This window comes from Vibrio sp. JCM 18905 (assembly GCF_055393305.1).
Genome location: NZ_AP043878.1, coordinates 661,113 through 681,216, shown reverse-complemented (window position 1 = coordinate 681,216; position 20,104 = coordinate 661,113). Strand labels below are relative to the sequence as shown.

Genomic DNA, 20,104 nt, shown 5'->3' with positions numbered 1-20,104 from the left:
TGTTTGCGTGTGTGGGCATAAGTTCATTTATTAAGAGTGAGTTAACAGACATGCTTTGCTATCAACTTTGCCAATGTTTGCATCGCTTGACTCCAATCGGTTTCACTACCAAAGTTTGCCACGCTGAGGCGCACGCAATGTCGATATTGCCCTTGAGTGCCAAATACGGTACCGGGAAGTAGGCTGATTCTGTGTTGATTACACGCTTGATACAACGCATAGCTGTCCGTTTCTTTGGGCAGGCGCAACCAAAGCAAGAACGAGCCTTGCACGGCGTTGATCTGGTATCGATGTTTTAGAGATTCGTATTCATCCAAGTATTGATGAAGCATCTGGATAAATCGGCGCATGTTGTTTTGATAAACCCGACCCATTCGCGAAGTATGCGTTCGATACTTGCCTGACGTTAGAAACGTTGCCACGGCTGATTGCATCAGGTTCAAGCTGCCCATGTTTTCACACAGTAGATATTGCTCAATTTGATCTCGATATCGCCCCGCTAACATCCAACCAATTCTCAAACGCGAATCGAGCGTTTTGGATAACGAATTCACGTAAATTACGCGTTGCCTGTCATCGAGCAAGCTCAAGCTTGGCAACGTCTTATCATAACTTAACCCGCCAAACACATCGTCTTCGATAATAGGAATATTGCCGGACACCAAGAGCAATTGCTGGCGCTTTTCTAGCGGCATCATGGCACCAGTTGGGTTGGTGAAGTTTGGCGTTACGATGATCGCTTTTATGTCCCATGTCGCCATTGCTGTTGCTAAGGCTTCGGGGCACATACCGTCTCGTGGGCAACTCGGAATTTCCACCACTTTGAGGCCGAGTGATTCGAGCATCAATAAGTTGCCAAAATAGCAAGGGGACTCCACCGCGACAATATCGCCTTTTTGTGTCGTTGCGCGCAGCGCTAGGCTAATTGCTTGTTGCGCGCCGTGCGTCACCATGATCTCATCCAACTTGGCTGGCGTGCCCAAATCTTGCGTGATTTTCGCCAGTTGTTTGATTAAGAGGTGATCACCGGGTGGTAATTGGTAATGGCTCGGTACATGCGTTTGCTGGCGACTGTGGCGGCCAATCTCGGCGTACAAGCTTTTGATCGCGGGGGAGTCAATATTTGGGTGGGCAGAGCCTGCGGGCAAACGCTCTTGGTATTCAGGGTACGTGAGGATTTCTTTGCAGATCGAGAGCAAATCCACGCGAGTCGGATCCGGAATTGAGCGAGAAGTCGGCAAGGCGACTTTAACTCGATAACCCGATTTGGGAACCGAGTAAACCAAGTTTTGCGCTTCCAACTCTTGATACGCACGAATCACGGTGTTTTTGCTGACGCTTAATTCTTGGCTCAATGAGCGAATGGAAGGCAGTCGATCATCCACTTGGTAAACGCCACCATTGATGGCTTGTTTAAGGTGCTTTTCCACCACGAGGTACTTATTCCCTTCACCGCTTTCCAATAAATCTGTACCCATAAAAACACTTCCATCTGTCACTTTTTGAAAACACTGTACCTAATTACATTAACAGTATCTCAAAACATAAAACAAGCGTGAGTGAGGCGATCATGTTAATCCGAGCCATCCCTTTTGTATTTGTCATCCTTTGGGCTTCTGGATTTGTTGGTGCGCGTTTTGGTTTGCAGTATGCCGAGCCAGCGACACTACTTTCTATCCGTATGGCATTCAATGTCCTACTGTTTTTGGTTCTTGTGGCGGTATTGCGTAGAAGGTTGCCGACAGGGAAAGATTTTTGGCACAGCTGCGTAGTCGGGGCGTTGATCCACGGTTTCTATCTGGGCGGTACTTATTTCGCTATCGCCTTGGGTATGCCTGCGGGGTTGAGTTCGTTGCTGGTGGGCATTCAGCCGATTTTAACCGCGGCTTTGTTGGTGGCGTTTGTTCGTGAGGAATTTAAACCCTCGCAATGGCTGGGTTTGGCTCTTGGCTTTGTCGGCATCGCCATGGTGCTGATGGGAAACATGGAGTGGCAGTCGGAGCAACATAAGTTCTTAGCCATTGGAGTCTGTTTACTGTCTTTGGTTGGTATTACGTTAGGGACGCTGTATCAGAAAAAACATTGCCAACAGGTGGATATGGTTGGTGGTGCGACGGTGCAATATTTGGCCGCACTCATCATGTTTCTGCCTGTTGCGATGCAGTTTGAAACCATGCAAGTTCAGTGGGAACTGGAGTTTATTTTGACCGTGTTGTGGTTGGTCGTCGTGCTCTCTTGTGTGGCTATCCTGCTGCTGCTGTACATGGTGAGAAATGGCGCGTCTTCGAGTGTGGCGTCTGTGTTTTACCTAGTGCCGCCAACAACCGCGATTCAAGCTTGGCTCGCGTTTGGTGAGTCGTTTGATTGGATGGGCATTTCTGGCTTTGCATTGGCGGCCACTGCGGTCTATCTAGTGGTTAAAAAGCCAGAGCTGACGATAAAAAAATCGGTTCAAACAGAATATACCTAAATTGGGTAGGGACATTCACGTGCCAGTGAGTACAATTCTGCTTCATCTTAATCCGTGGAGCAGAGTGATGACGGCAAAGCCAGACCGAATGACCGCGATGCGTAATATCATCGAGCAAGTAAAAGCTGAACTACCGATTTACGAACCGGAAACCTTTGTGTGTGGGCCGGAAGGGCAGTGCATCGGTTGTCCAAAGAAATTATTAGAAATGGTCGATTCAGAGGTTACTTATTGGGAGTCGGCAATGGGGCGGGGTGTGATTCCGCAGTTTGATGAGATCCGTCGTTTCGGGAAGATGTGCACTAACGTACGTCGCGGACTTGTTCGTAATAACGTTCCACTACTCGGGTAATCTACTTCAGTAAATAAGTGATTGATAAATAAAGTCCTAAAATTGACACATAAATGTGTGCGTTTGCATAGTAACTTGGCGAGCGGTCTCAACTTTGGCCCATGACTCTTGTTTGTCATCTACTAGGGCTTTAAACGTTTTAAATCAGCGATATATTGGCAAGGTCTCACATGGATGTGAGGCAAACGACCATTCATTCTGCTGAGATAAAAAAGTGAGATTAAAGGGATTTACTCTGATGGAAATCACCATAGTGCTCGCCACTTTGGCTTTCATCGCTTTGGCTGCGTTGCCAACACTACTCCACATTCATCGCCAAGCCTATGCGTCGATGTTACACAGTTCCAATTCGTCATTGGGTACCGCGCTTAAATTTTTTAACGCCCGAGTGGCGATAGACAATGCCGCCGAGCAAAACCAAGTCCACTATATTGATAGGAACGTAAAAACCTTAAGTGGTATGCCAGAAGCGAGCGCCAATAGCATTGGCGCGTTATTAGAAATCGATTTGCCGCAGAGTGGCGTGTCCAAAATTGATGTTCCCTGCAAAGGCAGTGACTTTTGTATTATTGGTCAGCAACACCCAAACAGTACCCACTTTGTGTCTATTCCCGATTATCAATTTGTCGACCAGTCAGGTCTTGATCGGGTGGTGTACATTTGGCCGCAAGGGTATACCTTGGCAGAAGAGGCATGCTATTTCTATTATGTAAATCAAGCATCCACAGAGTCTATCGTCCGAGGGCACGTTACTGAGGGTTGTTAGGCGCGCTTAACATCATCTTCTGACTCATCAACACTTCGCCATTGGGGAGAGTGACTTCCCCTAGTTCACTATGGTGCTCAAATCCAAATCGTTCGTACAACGCTATCGCGGCAAGGTTGTCCTTATAAACATTAAGTACAATGGTGTCGTAACCATATTCCCAGGCACTTTTAAGTGCGACAGACAATAGCTGCTTACCTAGCCCTTTTCCTCTGAATGTTCTATCGATATGAATACCTAAAATGCCTGTGCTAGTGAGTTGACCGCCTTCATAACCGCACAGTTCGGCAGGAAAAATCTCTACACTACCAATCAGAACGTGATTGTCCAAAGCAACAAATTGAGGAATCGATTCAAGTTCTACGCGACGTAAAATATTGGTCAGGGTGTCTTTATCTGGAGCCGGACTGCGCAGGTATTTACCTTCGGCATAGACTCGGTTCCACAGTTCGGTAAAGCGCTCGATATCGCTTACCTGGATGGGTCTAATTTGCATTCATCTTCCTTGATTAGTGCAGGTTAGTGATGGTTAAGGTACGAGTTCAGATAAACAGCGAATTTGATTCGGAATGGGATCGGCTGGCGCATTGGCTCCTGTTGGATTAAACCAAATCGTATTTACGCCAGCTTGCATTGCAGGGTAAATGTCTTTATGGGGCAAGTCGCCAACCATGGTTAACTCACTCACGTTGACCCCTAGCTGTTTTGCGATAGCAAGATAAAACTCAGGTTGGTTTTTAGCGATGCCGAGATTGGCAAAACAAAAGTAGCCATTTAAGTGCTGGTCTAAGTCGACGCGGACGAACGCACGCTGAACCTCTTCCATGTTGGAATCAGACGCACTGGTCGCGATGTAAATAGCATGATTTTGGGAAAGTGTTGCCAGTGTTTCTTTGGCCAGAGGAATCGTTTCTACGTGTTCCCAATCGCACATTTTTCCTTGTGCGTGAGGGAAATCCACCATTAAGGTGTTCCCCCAATCGAAAAGATAAATCATGTTCGAATCTCCTTTATCCGCACATCATATCGTCTTTTCTAAAATCAGGGGATAAATTGCATCGATAAATGCGATTTAGGTGGCTTTAGTCGTGAAAAGCGCTTAATTGTCGTTATCGTTACAAATGTTTCAGCATAATGCGTGAGTTAGTTTTAAAACCTTGCTTGTCGTAAAACCGCTGTGCTGGTTGATTGAATTCCATCACTTCTAATCGAACTTGTGTAGCATTGGCATCGCGCGCCCATTGCTCACAGGCCTCAAGTAGTTGGCGACCGATACCCTGCTGCTTTTGTTCTTCATTGACGACAATCGTTCCTACTCGACAAATTGGATCTTTGATCAGAAAGCTGACGGTTTCATTCTGAGTGATCATCGCGGTTAAAAAGCCGACTACCTCCTTTTCATGTTCTACGACTAAAAACAAGCGTTCATCATTCTCGAGAGCCTGAGTGAGGAACGCTCGGTCGTCTTCCGAAGGTGCTACAAAAGCTTCAGGCGCGTTGGCAAAATGCAGTGCGTTGATTTGTAGGTTTAATTCAAAAATTGCATCCAAATCGTCAGGAGTTGCTTGTCGAATGTTGACTTCCATTTTACTTACCGCCTGAAAGATCGATAAAAGAGCCTGTAACATAAGAAGCTTCATCACTGAGTAGCCAAGCGATCGCATTCGCCACTTCTTCTACCGTACCGCCCCGTTTCAGTGGAATTTGAGGGCTGAGCCTATCCACTCGGTTTGGTTCTCCACCATCGGCGTGCATATCGGTATAAATGAAACCAGGTCGAACGCCATTGACGCGAATATTTCGGTCTGCCAATTCAAGCGATAGCCCTTTGGTTAAGGTATCCATTGCGCCTTTTGATGTGGCGTAATCGACATATTCGAATGGCGCGCCTGAGCGTGATGCCCCAGAAGAAACATTCACAATTGCGCCACCAGTACTGAATCGCTTCGCCGCTTCTCTACAACAGAGAAAGCAGCTATTCACATTAGTGTTCATTACTTTCTGAAAGCGTTCCAAGCTGATTTCCGCCAACGGTGACTGAGTAAATAGAATGCCAACGTTGTTGACCAAATGGGTGACTGAGCCTAGTGCGTTTTCTGTTGCATCGAAAAGATTGAGCACTTGTTGCTCGTCCGATACATCTGCTTGAACGGCGATCGCTTTTCCGCCATTTGCTTGTATGTCTCTGACCACTTGGTGAGCTGCTTCACTTTGCGCACGGTAATTAACACACACGGCATAGCCTTGCTCGGCCAGTTTTTTCGCTGTTGCGGCTCCAATGCCTCGGCTTGCGCCAGTAACGATGACTACTTTATTCAAAATACATCCTTATTTTTGTAGCGAGTAGATTTTGTCGGCGTAACGCTTGTCGCCAATTTGGTATGCGTCAGGAATGACTTCAGATAGCTCGAATCCGCACTTCATGAGAACACGCTCTGAAGCAATATTCCCTTCAGTGACCGTAGCGGAAAAGCGGTCGATGTCATGTGTTGCTCTCGCCCAATTTAGAAGCGCTTGAAGGGTTTCTGTTCCAAACTGTCGGCCATGAAATTCAGGCAAAAGTAAGTAACCCACCTCTGCGTTACCTTCTTCAATGGCAAGGCCTGTGACGCCAATCGGTTGTTCAGATTGCTTATCGAGTATGACGAGGCAAAGCCAGTGCTGACTGTCTGGTGTCCATGGTAATAATCGCGAAGCAAATTTTTCTTTTATTTGTTTTTCGCTCGGGCGATCAAAACAGAGCTCAATGATCTCTGGTTCGGAATGTAATCGCTGAAATAGTTCCCAATCGCTGGCTTCGATAGGTCTTAATCGGCTTCGGTGAGTCTCAATATAAACTGACATGCGTGTCCTTACAGCATTTATGTAGAGAGCCAGTTTCTCATCCTCTTATCTCTTTAATCAAACGGTTGCACTTACAAAAGTGATTTGTGTGGTGAATGCCTGGTTGGGTAATGAATTCTTACTGAATATTCATTTATGGGATGAAAATAACGAAATTTCATACTTGAGACACTTAGAGCAACACGGAAATGATGTGGATCAAGAGAGAACTACCCATAAAGTAGTATTTTGCGATCTATAATTACATTTTATTTGGAAGTGTTGCTAATTATGTCAATAAAAAAACGATATGTTGCACTGCTGGTTGCTGCCGGCATTGGTGTGGGCTGGTTAACATTAGGTGGTACTGCAGCGGTAATGCATTACACCTCTGATACTGAGTTCTGTCTCTCGTGCCACTCTATGGAAATCCCTTACAAAGAGTACCAAGGCTCAGTGCACTTCAGTAATGCGAAAGGCATTCGTGCCGAGTGTTCTGATTGCCACATCCCACAAGAACCGATGGACTACTTGATCACGAAGATTCGTGCATCGAAAGACATCTACCATGAGTTTGTGACTGGCAAGATCGACACGCCAGAAAAATACGAAGCGCACCGCAAAGAGCTTGCGGAGATGGTGTGGGAGCAGTTCCGTGAAAACGACTCTGCAACGTGCCGTTCTTGCCACGACTTTGACGCGATGGAAGAATTTGAGCAATCTCGCGATGCAGCGAAAATGCACGAGTACGCAAAAGCGAACGATCAAACGTGTATCGATTGTCACAAAGGCGTTGCTCACTTTGCACCAGAAGCTGAGCTAGACAGCAAGGCATTTGAAACGTTGATGAGCTTCACCACAAAAACATCACCTGGTGCCAAAGTCGTTTACCCTGTGACTGAAATCGCAATGGGTGAGATGGGTAAAATTAACCCAACCACGAAATTAGAAGTAATCAGCTCTGAAGGTGATGAACGTACTGTTAAGTTGGACGCATTCCAAATGAAAGGCGCAGAGCAAGTGCTGTACATGGGTGAAGGTCAACGTGCCATCGTAGCAACGCTAACCGAGCAAGGTCAGCAAGCTCTTGAGGGCGGTGAGTTTAAGGCCGACGTTTACGGCAACGAATGGCGCGCAGTGTCACTAACAGGCACGATCGATTCTCCTGTTGTGGATACGCTTGACCCAGTTTGGTCATACGCAGAAGAGCTAGACAACGTTTATTGTGCAACTTGTCACGCGAAAATTCCTTCAAATCACTTCACGGTGAACGCATGGGGACCAGTGGCGAAGAGTATGGGTGATCGAACAGACATCACTGCCGAAAACCTAGAAATTCTTACTAAGTTCTTCCAGCACCACGCGAAAGATGTGGTTGGTCACTAACGATAAATAGAAGGATAAGATTATGACTAATTTAACCCGTCGTGGATTTCTAAAAGGCACAGGTATGGCGGCTGGCGCCATGGCATTTACTTCTTTTGCACCTATGTCTGTTGCGTCTTCAAACCAGCGTGGCAAGGGCATTTTGACAGCGGGCCGCATGGGCCCAATGTTATGTGAAGTGAAAGATGGTAAGTTGGTTTCGACTACTAATGCTCTTCCACAAACTGTACCAAATAGTCTACAAACTACTGGGCCTGACCAAGTGCATACCAAGGCGCGTGTGAAGTACCCAATGGTACGTAAAGGCTACTTGGCAAACCCATCGTCGCCAGAAGGTGTGCGCGGTAGTGATGAGTTTGTGCGTGTGTCTTGGGATGAGGCTTACAAGCTGCTCCACGAACAGCACATGCGAATTCGCAAAGAATATGGCCCGGCTTCTGTGTTTGCTGGCTCTTACGGCTGGCGTTCAAGTGGCGTGCTGCACAAAGCACAAACCTTGCTGCAACGTTACATGAGCATGGCGGGCGGCTATTCAGGCCACTTGGGTGACTACTCAACGGGTGCTGCGCAGATCATCATGCCGCACGTTGTGGGCTCTATCGAAGTGTACGAGCAGCAAACCACGTACCCAGTGGTACTAGAGCACAGCGACGTGGTTGTGCTTTGGGGCTTAAACCCAATTAACACCTTAAAAATCGCGTGGAGCTCAACAGACTGCGCTGGTCTTGAGTTCTTCCATCAATTGAAAAAATCAGGCAAGACGGTTATTGCAATTGACCCTATTCGTTCTGAAACCATTGAGTTCTTTGGCGAGAATGCGGAGTGGATTGCTCCTCACCCAATGACCGACGTGGCAATGATGATGGGTATCGCACACACCTTGGTGAAACAAGGTAAGCACGATAGAGCCTTCCTCGATAAATACACCGCAGGTTATGACAAGTTTGAAGCGTACCTGATGGGCGAAGAAGATGGCGTAGAAAAATCAGCAGAATGGGCATCACAAATCTGTGGCGTACCTGCGAAGCAACTTGAGCTACTGGCGGACATCTTCAGTAAAAACCGCACCATGTTGATGGCTGGTTGGGGTATGCAGCGCCAACAATACGGTGAGCAGCGTCACTGGATGCTGGTTACACTGGCAACGATGTTGGGTCAAATCGGTTTACCGGGCGGTGGTTTTGGTTTCTCTTACCACTACTCAAACGGTGGTAACCCTGCTCGTGATGCTGGTGTACTTCCTGCGATTTCGGCATCACTGGGTGGCGGCTCTTCTGCGGGTAACGACTGGGCGGTGTCTGGCGCGGTGCAAAGCTTCCCTGTGGCGCGTATTGTCGAGGCGTTGGAAAACCCAGGTCAATCCTACCATCACAACGGTCATGAACTGACGTTCCCAGATATCAAGATGATTTGGTGGGCAGGTGGTGCGAACTTTACTCACCACCAAGACACCAACCGCTTGATTAAAGCATGGCAAAAGCCTGAACTGATCGTGATTTCAGAACCTTACTGGACAGCGGCTGCGAAGCACGCGGACATCGTCCTACCAATCACCACATCGTTCGAGCGCAACGACTTAACGATGACGGGTGACTACAGTAACCAACACTTGGTGCCAATGAAGCAAGTGGTTGAGCCACAAGGTGAAGCGCGTAATGACTTCGATGTATTCGCGGACATGGCGGAGATGCTAGCACCGGGTGGACGTGATGTGTACACCGAAGGCAAAACCGAAATGGAATGGCTGTACGGCTTCTACAAGGTGGCGCAACAAGGTGGCCGTGGCTCTCGCGTAGCAATGCCGAACTTCAGCAAGTTCTGGGAGGATAACCAACTGATCGAGATGAAGTGGAACGAGAAGAACGCACAGTTTGTTCGTTACGCGGATTTCCGTGAAGACCCGATCATGAACCCGCTAGGTACGCCAAGTGGTAAGATTGAAATCTTCTCGAAAACCATTGAAGGTTACCAGTTGGAAGATTGTCCTCCACACCCTACGTGGATGGCACCAACCGAGTACACCGGCAATGCAAAAGATGGCGAGTTGCAGCTAATGACCGCGCACGCAGCGCATCGTCTACACAGCCAGTTTAACTACGCGAAGATTCGCGAAGAGTACGCAATTGCAAACCGTGAACCTATTTGGATTCACCCTGAAGATGCGAAAGCGCGTGGTATTAAAACGGGCGATCTAGTTCGTGCGTTTAACAACCGTGGCCAAGTATTGGTTGGTGCAGAAGTGACTGACCGAATCAAGCAAGGTTCAGTGTGTATTCATGAAGGCGGTTGGCCGGATTTGGATCCGAAAACCGGTATTTGTAAGAACGGCGGTTGTAACGTGTTAACGTTGGATATTCCGACCTCTCGACTTGCAAACGGCTGTGCGGCGAACTCGGCATTGGTTCGTATTGAAAAATACACAGGCCCAGAATTAGAACTAACAGCCTTTGAACCACCAAAAAATGGCTAAAAAAAGTAGCGCTTGAAAGCAAGAAGCCAGCGAATCGCTGGCTTCTTTTTTATCTAGTCATCGTTCACATTAGCGCGAAGCGAGAGAAACAAACGGCATCTGTTTCTTAATCTGAAATGTCGGGAGTAAAGTAAATACAATCACGACAAACAAGACCGAGCCTATTAAATCTTCAGGGCGATGCATGCCCAGCCATAAGCGGCTATATGCGACACTCATTCCCCACATCCATAATGACAGTGCAGAGATATAGTACTTGTTCTGCAAGAACAACCCACCAAAGAAAGCCAGACAAATCGAAACGAAAATCGTATGACCGGATGGGAAAGAATAGTCTTTCTCGCCTTGCCAATGGCGCGTCCGCCAATCACTGACGTGTTCAGAAATCTGGTTAATTACGTTGGCTTGTTGCTTTGTATCTAACTGATAAAACGTTTCTGGTGTTTCAATCAATTGTTCTGCTGCGAGCAATTCCGTGTATGGGCGCGGGCTTTCTGTCATCAGCTTTAGCCCCGTTTTGCTGGCAAAGCCAATCACAAGTAATAGCCCTAACATTGAGAGTTTTTGCATCCACTCAGTGCGACTTGGCTTAAAGCGAAATAAAGAAAGCAGTAGCAGTGTTAACGTAATTAAAAAGCCTTTGCTGCCAGCAGAGTCAGTGAGCAAAGTAAAAGTAATACCCAGATTTTCAGGCACCTGTGAGGTGAGATCGTGATAAGAGCCAAACAGCGACATTGGGATGATGCCAAGAACAAACAAGGCGAGCATCATCAATCCATATTTTTTGGTTTTCATTGAGAGCGTTTTGTTTTTATTGAGGGTTATTCAACCACGTGAAAATAAGGGGCTTATCTTACGTTATCTGGCGTGAAAAACTTATCAACGCTTTGTTAATTTGACGAGAGAATGAAGGTTGAGTGATGAATTGATGACATTTATCCGGAAGGTAAAGGCGCTCATCCTTAAGCGTTGGGGTCTTAATCCATCAGAGAAAGTAAGTATTCTGCTGCTTTGGTTGGGTTTTCTGCATGACAAATGGCAGAAACCAAAGCCAAACCATGTACACCTGTCGCACTCAGGGCAGGAATGTTGGTTTCGTTGATGCCACCAATAGCGACGATTGGTAAGGACGTGGTGTTCAACGCCATCTTCAAACCTTCAATACCCCAGTGTTTTTTGGTGTTGGTTTTGGTCGGCGTAGCGAAGATGGCACTCAAGCCGATGTAATCAATGGGCAGAGAATCCGCCTCTGCCAGTTGATCTTCAGTCTCAATCGATAAGCCGAGAATCTTGTTTGGGCCAATCAATTGACGAGCGATCTCTGCTGGCATGTCTGACTGCCCGAGGTGAACACCATCGGCATCGACGGCAAGGGCAACATCAACACGATCATTGATGATTAACGGGACGCCAGTGTCTTCAAGGATCGTCTTCACGGCTTGAGCTCGTTCAATAAATGCACGAACGTCACCATGTTTTTCGCGCACCTGTACCATGGTGACCCCACCTTCTACCGCCTTTCTTACAACGTGTTTAAGAGTGGATAAATCTTGTTGGTCGTCGGTGACCAAATACAAACGATAGGCGTTCATTGTGTTTCCTTTTACCTCTCACTCACCTAGGAGTGAGAGGCGTTTAAAGCATTGAGAAGAGGTTTATCTCACCTGTAATTTAAGACGTGTTGCCAGTGTTTCTTCATCCAGTTGGTAAAGCTCATCCAAAAGATGCATTTGCAAGCTACCTGGCCCTCGCGCTTGCTCAGCCGCAATTTCACCCACAACGCCAAGCACCGCTGCCGCAGCAAGGCCTGTTTCGTCGCCGATTGCTGCGAAAGCGCCAGTCAGTGCCGTCAGTGTGCAACCCATGCCCGTTACGTATGGCATCATCTCGTGACCATTATTCAGCTGGACGGTTTGCTCTTTTGTCACGATGTAGTCAGTTTCGCCGGAGATCACCACGCTCGCTCCGTATTCTTCAACTAAGAAGTGAGCCGCCCCAAGGGCCGCATCACTACTGTCGAGTGCATCTACACCTTTGCTTTGCGCTTGCTCACCAGCGAGAGCAATGATTTCGGAAGCATTACCACGAATGATTAACTTGTTTGCAAGGCGGGCGATTTCGCGCGAGGTTTCGGTGCGCAGTGAACTTGCACCGCAACCGACAGGGTCGAACACAACGATTTTACCGTTCGAGTTGGCTTGCTCGACGGCATAGCTCATGCGCGGTGTCCAAACGCTGTCTAGGGTGCCGATGTTGATCACCAAAGCGCCAGCAAACGACATCATTTCTGCCATTTCTTGCTTTGAATGCGCCATGATAGGCGAAGCACCGATAGCCAGCAAAGCGTTCGCCGTGTTGTTCATCACCACGTAGTTGGTAATGTTCACGACTAAAGGCTTTTGCTGACGCACTGCGGTTAATGCTTGAGTGATTTGTTCTATTAACATGAGATTCTCCAATTAACCTTATTGCGCGTTTAGACCTTGTTGCCAAAACGCCACTTCCATACGCGTTGCGGTTTTGAAGACCTGAATTAGGTTTTGACCGCGCTGGCTGTGGATGTCGATTTCAGCCAGTAGCTGGTTAAAGTGTTCGGCCCCACTTGCCACGCCAGATTGGAACTCTTCACCGCCGTACAAGTTAATCCAACTTGCGTAAGGATTGCCTTCGAATACCGTGTTTTCATCTTCAATCAGCATTTTACCAATGACGGCGTAGCCGATGGAGCAAGGGGCGAGCGCGGCATACAAGTCAACTAAGTCGCCCGTCATGCCCGCATCCAATACGTAGCGCGTGTAAGCCACCGTGCCAAAATCTTCCGGCTCGTTTTCGAGATCAGATTCCGTTAATCCCCATTGACCGCAGTAGGTCACATGGTGGGCAATCTCTGAATCTAAAAGCGCATGTACGCTTGGTAGTGCGCGGCGCATATCGTCTAACGTACGCGCTTTGTAGATTGCCAGCGCATAAGCTCGTGCGTACTGTTTTAGGAATAAGAAATCTTGCTTTAAGTAATGCAGAAAACAAGGTTGAGCCAGTGTGCCTTTGGCCAATTGCTGCACGAAGGCATGCTCAATGTATTCTTGCCAATCTTGGCGGCAAGCGTCGATCAAATCTTGGTATTTCATAATGAGACTGCCTCGTAATTAGTCAAAGCTTGGTACGTAATCTTTCGCTTTTGGTAGCGTTTCGATGATTTTTTGTGAATACATGAACTCGGCGTAATCGTCGTAGCGTTTTAGATCAACTGCCGATGGGCGAAGCGCGAAACGAGTTAACGTGTCATTCCAAGCGCGTTGGTTGAGCTCGTTGTTTAGCGTGTCTGGCGAGTAAGCGACAAACTCTTTCCAAGACTCTTTAGGATGGTTGACGATGTAAGTGGTCGCTTGCTCCAGCGCTTTGTTGAACGCTTTAATAGCCTCTTTGTCGTAGGTTTTTGCATTCGCCACAAACACCAGTTCGTCATACGCTGGTACGCCGTGCTCTTCTGGGAAGAAGGCTTTGGCTTTGTAGCCTTCTAGCGCAAGTTGGTTGGTTTCGAAGTTGCGCAAGCCGCCCCAAATGGCGTCCACTTTGCCTGATGCGAGAGAGGAAGAGAGTGCCCAACCGACGTTGATGATTTGCACGTCAGAAAACTTCACGTTCTCCTGCGCAAGCATGGTGCCGATTGTCGCCTCTTCGTTACCTGCGATAGCAATACCGATTTTCTTGCCTTTAAGGTCGCCAAGGTTGTCGTTCTTACCGTTATCCAACACCATCAACGTGTTGAGGGGAGTAGCTATCAAGGTCGCAGAGCGAATTAATGGCAAGCCAGCCGCTACGTCGATGGTCAGGCTAGGTTGATATGAAATCGCCATATCGACTTTGCCAGCCGCAACTAGTTTAGGTGGTGTGCTTGGATCTGCGGGCTCTTGAATGTTGACCTTCAAACCTTGCTGTTTAAAGTAGCCTCGCTCTTGTGCGATCACGATAGGACCATGGTTCGGGTTAACGAACCAATCCAACATTAAAGTAAGCTCTTTGTCGGCAGCAAGTACGTTAGTTGAAACCATTGATGCGAGCAGAGCAGCAGCGCTCATGAGTTTGTTTTTATTCACGGGGTTCTTCCTTTTTCTTTCCCTATTTGTTTTCCCAGGGAATGGCTTTTTTCAGTAATTTGTCAGTAGTGAAATAGAGTGCGATAGATAGCGCGGCGAGAATAAACAGTGCCGCGAACATTTCATCGATGATCATGCGAGCGTTGGCTTGCAGCATCAGATAGCCTAGGCCCTCACTTGAGCCGACCCATTCACCTACCACAGCACCAATCGGCGCAATAACCACGGCAACACGAATACCAGACGCTAACGTTGGTAGGGCGGCAGGTAGTTGAATATGGCGCAGTAATTGCCATTTCGATGCGCCCATGGTTTTGGCAAGATCGAGATAGCCGGTGGGGGTGTTGCGCAGTCCGTCGTAACAACAAGTTGTTACAGGGAAAAAGATGATGATCGCCGCCATCACCACTTTTGACGCGATGCCGTAACCGAGCCAAAGCATCAATACGGGCGCGATAGCAAATACTGGAATGGCTTGGCTAGCGATAAGAATCGGCAATAGCCAGCGTTTGAGCGGCTCGAACATCAGCATTTGCAAAGCGAATAGCAAACCCATTGATAAGCCGAGTGCGAGGCCAAGTAGGATCTCTTGTGCGGTAACCCAAGTGTGTTTGAGTAGCACGTCGTATCGAGTGACTAATCTATCCAATACTTCAATCGGCGAAGGCAAGATGAAGCTTGGCATGTCAAACACCACTACAATGAGTTGCCACAAACCTAAGATCACGGCTGCGCTGATTAGCAGACGCAATGCCGGATGAGTTACGCGTTCCTTTTTACTGATACGCGCCGAAACGGAGTTGTACTGAGTCATATCACTCATAGTCTTTCTCCAATTGATTCAAAATCGCTTGTTGTAGAGTTGCGCATTCTCCATCGAGAGATCTTGGTGGCTTGGCGTCCGGAACAACCAAGTGCTGCGCTTGAGCAGGCGTGCCTTGTAACACATAGAGTTGATGCGCCAATCGCACTGCTTCTTGCGGATCGTGCGTAATCAAGACAACGGTTTTGTCCTTTAGTAGCTCGGCAGAGAGAGTTTGCAATTTGTGGCGAGTCACGGCGTCCAATGCTGAGAAAGGTTCATCCATCAAAACCAAAGGTTTGTCTTGCATCAGAGTGCGAGCAAGGGCTACGCGCTGTCGCATACCTCCAGAGAGTTGAGCGGGTTTGGCGTAAGCGTAATCTGCTAACCCAACGTGCTCTAACAAGTTGAGAGCACGTTGTTTCTCATCCGCTGGATTTGAATTGGCGTAAGAAAAGCGCGAGCTAAGGCAGACGTTATCCAGCACGTTAAGCCACGGTAGCAATAAATCCTGCTGAGCCATGTAAGCGACACGGTCATGCAGTGCGGCGCCATCGGTTGTGATGAGTTCGCCATGCCAGTCAACTTGGTCATCCAGTAGGCCAGCTAAGTAACGCAATATCGTGGTTTTTCCGCAGCCACTTCGCCCGAGTAATACCGTCCATTGACCGATAGGAATGACCATGTTCACTTTCGCTAAAGTCGGTGTTTGGCTGTCTTTGTATTGCAAACTGGCGTCGGAAAGCTGAATGCCAATCGCGTTAGCGAACATAGGTATGACCCGCAAAGAAGTGATGTACTGGTCCGTGACCTTTCCCCACTTCCAACTCATCCGCATGAGCGATGGCTTGGCTGATGTACTGTTTTCCTAAATGCACAGCTTTGTGCAGGTTGTTGCCTTGACCAAGGTAAGACGCAATAGCGGAAGACAGTGTACAGCCCGTACCGTGGGTGTTTTGGGTTGGGAAACGCTTGGCGCTGATTAACTCGGCACTGTTTTGCATGATCAGCAGATCGTTGCTGTTTTCATCTTCTTCAAGGTGACCGCCTTTGAGCAGAATGGCTTTGGCACCAAGCGCACGAAGGTCGTCAATCATGTCACTCATTTCTGCCTCAGATTGAGGTACAGGCTTACCTGTCAGTGCTGCACCCTCTGGCAGGTTAGGAGTGATGATGTCTGCCAAAGGAATTAGTTCTTCTTTTAATGTGCTGATTGCTGATTGCTCAAGCAGCAAATCGCCGCTGGTGGCGACCATGACAGGATCAATCACAAGATGTTTAGGTTGGTATTGCTTAATCTTGTTAGCAACGACTTTAATGATATTCGAATCCGCCAGCATGCCGACTTTTACCGCCACAATATTGAGATCGGTAAACACCGCATCGAGTTGGCTTTCAACGTGATCAAGTGGGATCGGGAAAATCGCAGAAACGCCTTGCGTGTTTTGTGAGGTGATGGCGGTAATCACTGAGCAGGCAAAGCTGCCAGTGGCGGACATCGCTTTGATATCGGCTTGGATGCCTGCGCCGCCGCCGCTGTCGGAGCCTGCGATGGTTAAGACAACAGGGGTGGTTATAGGTGATTGTGCCTGCTGTAAAGATGGCTGTGATTGCTGCGTCATGGTCGCTCCTACTACAAGACGTATAGGAACTGACTTTGACCGTTGTGGATAGATCGATTGTTCGATCGTTTCGCTCGCCGAAGAGGAGCGGCGAAAGGCAAAGTGCGCATAGTTCCCTACGTCAGTGCTAACTGAATCAGGTTCAACGGGTCTCGAATCTCGATCTCAGCCAACGCTTATCGCGTGGCCCCCCGACTATTTCGCTCGGATGATAGCAGGACCCTTGTAGAAGGGATACGTTTTTTGAGAGTAATTATTATTGAGTATTCAATTATGCGAGGTGAGTGATAGAGTAAGCATCTAAATGGTTCGTCGTGTGGAATTTACTAGTGCAACGCTCTGGTGAAAGAGCTGAACCTGGAATATTTAATAAATAATCGTGGTCTCGCTAAGCAAGGATTAGCACAAAACAAGGTTAAAAAACTGTTAAAATTTAACGCGTTGCCAATTTAACTTTGTTGAACTTTTCGACAGTTAATTAGGAAGGCTAAGACGATCATCGAGCAAGGAGACTTCATGCTTAATTCTGCAACAGCGAAGTCAGTGATCGATCATGCTCTCTTTTTAGGGGCTGATTTCGCTGAACTATTCGTTGAACATCATCAAACTAACACCGTCCAGATCGCATCTGGTGAGGTGGACAAGATCAATTCGGGGATTGATTTTGGTATCGGTATTCGCCTCTTCTTCGGTCACAAAGTGCTTTATGGATACACCAATAGCACGGACGAAGCCGAGCTAAAACGCGTAACCTCATTGCTTGCGGCAAAAGACAAGCGTGAGCAAATCGCGTCAGCAGGTTCTTTAAATTTGAACCGCTACCCAATCCAACACGGTTGCCGCATGCCGTTAAGTCAGGATGCCAACTTAGATTCAAAAATCGCGTTTCTATTGAAAGTTGACCAAGCTGCGCGTGCAGAAAGTGAGTACATCAGCCAGTTCATTGGTAGTGTGCTTCAGCGCGAGCAGCAAGTGTCTATCTTCAACTCAGAAGGTTTGCATGTAGACGATACGCGTCACTACATTCGTGTGGCGGGTAACACCGTTGCTCAAAAAGGTAATGAGCAGTCTTCTGGTATGGAAGGTCCTGGCGCTCTTGCGGGTTGGGAGTTCAGTGAACAGCTTGATGCAAAAGAGCTAGGTCAAACTATCGCGCAACAAGCGTTAGTAAAACTTGGCGCGGATGCTTGTCCATCGGGTGAAATGCCGGTGGTGATTGGTAACGGTTTTGGCGGCGTAATCTTCCACGAAGCTTGTGGCCACTTGCTAGAAACCACTTCGGTTGCGAAGAAAGCGTCCGTATTCCACGACAAGATGGGCGAAATGGTTGCTCACACCGCAGTGAATGCAGTCGATGATGGCACCATGACCAACGAATGGGGCTCGATTCACGTTGATGACGAAGGCATGAAGACTCAGCGCACTCAATTGATCAAAGACGGTAAGCTAACCAGCTTTATGGTCGATAAAATGGGTGGCATGAAGACAGGTTATGAGCCAACAGGGTCTGGTCGTCGCCAAAACTATAAGTTCGCACCAACCTCACGCATGCGTAACACCTTTATCGAAGAAGGCGAGCATTCGCTTGATGACATGCTGGCAGGCATCGAACGTGGTATCTATGCGAAGAAGATGGGCGGTGGCTCGGTTCAACCAGGTACGGGTGAGTTTAACTTTGCTGTTCGTGAAGCTTATCTCATTGAAAATGGCAAAATCACCAAACCTCTGAAAACAGCAACGCTGATCAGCACGGGTCCAAAAGTGTTGAAAGAAATCAGCATGGTCGGCAAAGACATGGCGCTTGCGCCGGGCATGTGTGGTTCAGTAAGTGGTTCAGTACCAACAACAGTCGGTCAGCCAACGCTGAAAGTCGATAGCATTCTGGTAGGAGGCGGTAACTAATGAGCCAAGAACAACAACTTCTTAATGCGGTTAATTACGTCCTATCAGAAGCAAAACGCCAAGGTGCAGAAGCGGACGTCATTGTAAACCGCAACAGTAGCTTTTCTTTGAAAGCGAACCAAGGAAAGCTAGATGAGTACAAAGTAAGCTCAAGCCAAGTTCTGGGTGTTCGTGTTGTGAAAGATGCGCGTGTTGCAACAAGCTATTCTGAGTCGTTAGAGCAACCAAGCTTAGATTTGATGCTGACCAACGCACTACAAAGCGCTCGCTTTTCCAAGCAAGACGAACATCAGACAATTAGCTGCGTGAACAGCCAAATCACGACTGACGTAGCTGAGATCGCCCAAGAAGACACAACTTCGGTTGATGAAAAGATTGAACTGTCTCTCGCTCTTGAGCAAGGCGTAGTCGCTCTGCCTCACGCTTCTAGCGCACCTTACAATGGTTATAGTGATGGCGAAACACAACTGATCATTGCCAATACTCAAGGCACGTTGTGTCAACACTTCGAGCGCTCGTTCACTTGTTACGCGTATACCTTGTTTGAAAAAGACGGCAAACAGTCAATGGCGGGCAGAATGTCACTTGGTCGCCGTTTTGATGAGTTGAGTCCAGCTTATTGTATCGAAGGTGGCTACAACCTTGCTCGTGATCTTCTTGAAGGCGCTCCGGTTGCGACAGGTAACTACCCTGCTATTTTCCACATCAATGCGCTAGCAAGTTTATTCGGCGCTTTCGGCAGTGCTTTCTCTGGTGTAAGCGCGATGAAAGGCATAACGCCACTGGGTGACAAGCTTGGCCAACGTGTTGCGAGTGACTTGATTACCTTTACCGATGCGGCATACATGCCGAATGGTATGGCAATCGCGAGTTTTGATAGTGAAGGCTTTGCTACTCAAGACAATGTCATGATTGCTAATGGTGAGTTGAAAACCTTGCTACACAACAGCCAGACCGCAAGTTACTTGGGCGCAGTCTCGACAGCAAGTGCTGCTCGCGGTGCAAAATCGAGCCTAGACGTATCAGCGAATCACAAAGTGATTGCGACAGGCAACAGCAGTGCGTCAGAAGTAAAAGCGGGTGAGTACCTAGAGCTAGTCGAACTTCAAGGTGTCCATTCTGGTGCGGATGCAGTGAGTGGTGATTTCTCGTTTGGTGCGAGTGGTTTCTTGTGCCGTGATGGTGAGCGCATTCAACCAGTACGTGGTATCACGGTAGCGGGTAACTTCTACAAGATGCTGCAAGAAGTTGAGGCTGTGGGTGATACTCAGCTAATTAACGATAGCCGAACTTTCTTCTCGCCAGACGTTCGTTTTGCTCGTTTGAGCATTGGTGGTAAATAAGCGTTGCGTAGAAAGTCAGAAACAAAAAAGAGGACTCAATCGAGTCCTCTTTCATCATCTAGCAACGTGTA

Annotated in this window: 21 protein-coding genes and 1 riboswitch; of the genes, 7 read left to right on the top strand and 14 right to left on the bottom strand. The window is 47.8% G+C overall.

What is annotated here, in order from left to right; genetic code table 11:
* Positions 1–41: 41 nt before the first annotated feature.
* Complete coding sequence (locus ACZ5ZC_RS02975; RefSeq protein WP_464931754.1) at positions 42–1,478, bottom strand: aminotransferase-like domain-containing protein; 1,437 nt, start codon at positions 1,476–1,478, stop codon at positions 42–44.
* 92 nt (positions 1,479–1,570) lie between these two features.
* Here ACZ5ZC_RS02975 and ACZ5ZC_RS02970 point away from each other — a divergent pair, with 92 nt between their 5' ends.
* The 3 genes from ACZ5ZC_RS02970 (at position 1,571) to ACZ5ZC_RS02960 (ending at position 3,588) form a co-directional block, all read left to right on the top strand.
* On the top strand, positions 1,571–2,470 hold the full coding sequence (locus ACZ5ZC_RS02970; protein ID WP_374071164.1) for a DMT family transporter: 900 nt from the start codon (positions 1,571–1,573) through the stop codon (positions 2,468–2,470).
* 67 nt (positions 2,471–2,537) lie between these two features.
* Positions 2,538–2,822 (top strand): hypothetical protein, encoded by a 285-nt coding sequence (locus ACZ5ZC_RS02965; protein ID WP_168187743.1) that lies wholly within the window; start codon positions 2,538–2,540, stop codon positions 2,820–2,822.
* Between the two features lie 238 nt (positions 2,823–3,060).
* Positions 3,061–3,588 (top strand): hypothetical protein, encoded by a 528-nt coding sequence (locus ACZ5ZC_RS02960; protein WP_054866721.1) that lies wholly within the window; start codon positions 3,061–3,063, stop codon positions 3,586–3,588.
* Here the strand turns inward: ACZ5ZC_RS02960 and ACZ5ZC_RS02955 are convergent.
* From ACZ5ZC_RS02955 to ACZ5ZC_RS02935, 5 genes are all read right to left on the bottom strand, one after another.
* Entirely contained in the window at positions 3,572–4,084 is a 513-nt protein-coding gene (locus tag ACZ5ZC_RS02955; RefSeq protein ID WP_464931753.1) for an N-acetyltransferase family protein, read from the bottom strand. The two genes, ACZ5ZC_RS02960 and ACZ5ZC_RS02955, sit on opposite strands and share 17 nt — an antisense overlap.
* 33 nt (positions 4,085–4,117) lie before the next feature.
* Complete coding sequence (locus ACZ5ZC_RS02950; RefSeq protein ID WP_104972190.1) at positions 4,118–4,585, bottom strand: HAD family hydrolase; 468 nt, start codon at positions 4,583–4,585, stop codon at positions 4,118–4,120.
* Positions 4,586–4,703: 118 nt separating this feature from the next.
* Complete coding sequence (locus tag ACZ5ZC_RS02945; protein ID WP_054866719.1) at positions 4,704–5,174, bottom strand: GNAT family N-acetyltransferase; 471 nt, start codon at positions 5,172–5,174, stop codon at positions 4,704–4,706.
* Between the two features lies 1 nt (position 5,175).
* The gene (locus ACZ5ZC_RS02940; protein WP_006740993.1) at positions 5,176–5,907 is read right to left on the bottom strand and encodes a glucose 1-dehydrogenase; all 732 of its coding nucleotides are present in this window, start codon (positions 5,905–5,907) and stop codon (positions 5,176–5,178) included.
* 9 nt (positions 5,908–5,916) lie between these two features.
* Positions 5,917–6,432 (bottom strand): GNAT family N-acetyltransferase, encoded by a 516-nt coding sequence (locus ACZ5ZC_RS02935; RefSeq protein WP_047009770.1) that lies wholly within the window; start codon positions 6,430–6,432, stop codon positions 5,917–5,919.
* A gap of 270 nt (positions 6,433–6,702) precedes the next feature.
* Here ACZ5ZC_RS02935 and ACZ5ZC_RS02930 point away from each other — a divergent pair, with 270 nt between their 5' ends.
* Complete coding sequence (locus ACZ5ZC_RS02930) at positions 6,703–7,797, top strand: NapC/NirT family cytochrome c (protein WP_005391870.1); 1,095 nt, start codon at positions 6,703–6,705, stop codon at positions 7,795–7,797.
* 22 nt (positions 7,798–7,819) lie between these two features.
* Positions 7,820–10,267 (top strand): trimethylamine-N-oxide reductase 2, encoded by a 2,448-nt coding sequence (locus ACZ5ZC_RS02925; RefSeq protein WP_464931752.1) that lies wholly within the window; start codon positions 7,820–7,822, stop codon positions 10,265–10,267.
* Between the two features lie 69 nt (positions 10,268–10,336).
* Here ACZ5ZC_RS02925 and ACZ5ZC_RS02920 read toward each other — a convergent pair whose 3' ends face one another.
* The 8 genes from ACZ5ZC_RS02920 to thiD form a co-directional block, all read right to left on the bottom strand.
* Positions 10,337–11,062, bottom strand: coding sequence for a phosphatase PAP2 family protein (locus tag ACZ5ZC_RS02920; RefSeq protein WP_432609849.1), 726 nt, complete (start codon positions 11,060–11,062; stop codon positions 10,337–10,339).
* A gap of 182 nt (positions 11,063–11,244) precedes the next feature.
* Complete coding sequence (thiE, locus tag ACZ5ZC_RS02915) at positions 11,245–11,859, bottom strand: thiamine phosphate synthase (protein ID WP_029864819.1); 615 nt, start codon at positions 11,857–11,859, stop codon at positions 11,245–11,247.
* Positions 11,860–11,922: 63 nt separating this feature from the next.
* Positions 11,923–12,714, bottom strand: coding sequence for a hydroxyethylthiazole kinase (gene thiM / locus ACZ5ZC_RS02910; RefSeq protein ID WP_464931751.1), 792 nt, complete (start codon positions 12,712–12,714; stop codon positions 11,923–11,925).
* 18 nt (positions 12,715–12,732) lie between these two features.
* Positions 12,733–13,395, bottom strand: coding sequence for a thiaminase II (gene tenA / locus ACZ5ZC_RS02905; protein WP_464931750.1), 663 nt, complete (start codon positions 13,393–13,395; stop codon positions 12,733–12,735).
* Positions 13,396–13,413: 18 nt separating this feature from the next.
* A complete protein-coding gene (locus ACZ5ZC_RS02900; protein WP_464931749.1) occupies positions 13,414–14,364 on the bottom strand; it encodes an ABC transporter substrate-binding protein in 951 nt (316 codons plus the stop codon).
* Between the two features lie 22 nt (positions 14,365–14,386).
* Positions 14,387–15,187, bottom strand: coding sequence for an ABC transporter permease (locus ACZ5ZC_RS02895; RefSeq protein ID WP_005391855.1), 801 nt, complete (start codon positions 15,185–15,187; stop codon positions 14,387–14,389).
* The gene (locus tag ACZ5ZC_RS02890; RefSeq protein WP_054866714.1) at positions 15,180–15,938 is read right to left on the bottom strand and encodes an ABC transporter ATP-binding protein; all 759 of its coding nucleotides are present in this window, start codon (positions 15,936–15,938) and stop codon (positions 15,180–15,182) included. Before ACZ5ZC_RS02890 ends, ACZ5ZC_RS02895 begins: the two co-directional genes overlap by 8 nt.
* Positions 15,928–16,788 (bottom strand): bifunctional hydroxymethylpyrimidine kinase/phosphomethylpyrimidine kinase, encoded by an 861-nt coding sequence (gene thiD / locus ACZ5ZC_RS02885; protein ID WP_464931748.1) that lies wholly within the window; start codon positions 16,786–16,788, stop codon positions 15,928–15,930. The genes ACZ5ZC_RS02890 and thiD overlap by 11 nt, the downstream gene beginning before the upstream one ends.
* Before the next feature lie 96 nt (positions 16,789–16,884).
* Positions 16,885–16,992: riboswitch (TPP riboswitch) on the bottom strand.
* A 312-nt stretch (positions 16,993–17,304) separates the two neighbouring features.
* Here thiD and ACZ5ZC_RS02880 point away from each other — a divergent pair.
* Both ACZ5ZC_RS02880 and ACZ5ZC_RS02875 read left to right on the top strand, forming a co-directional pair.
* Positions 17,305–18,690: a TldD/PmbA family protein gene (locus tag ACZ5ZC_RS02880; protein ID WP_464931747.1), complete on the top strand. Its 1,386-nt coding sequence runs from the start codon at positions 17,305–17,307 to the stop codon at positions 18,688–18,690.
* Complete coding sequence (locus tag ACZ5ZC_RS02875; protein WP_054866711.1) at positions 18,690–20,033, top strand: TldD/PmbA family protein; 1,344 nt, start codon at positions 18,690–18,692, stop codon at positions 20,031–20,033. Before ACZ5ZC_RS02880 ends, ACZ5ZC_RS02875 begins: the two co-directional genes overlap by 1 nt.
* Positions 20,034–20,104 lie beyond the last annotated feature (71 nt).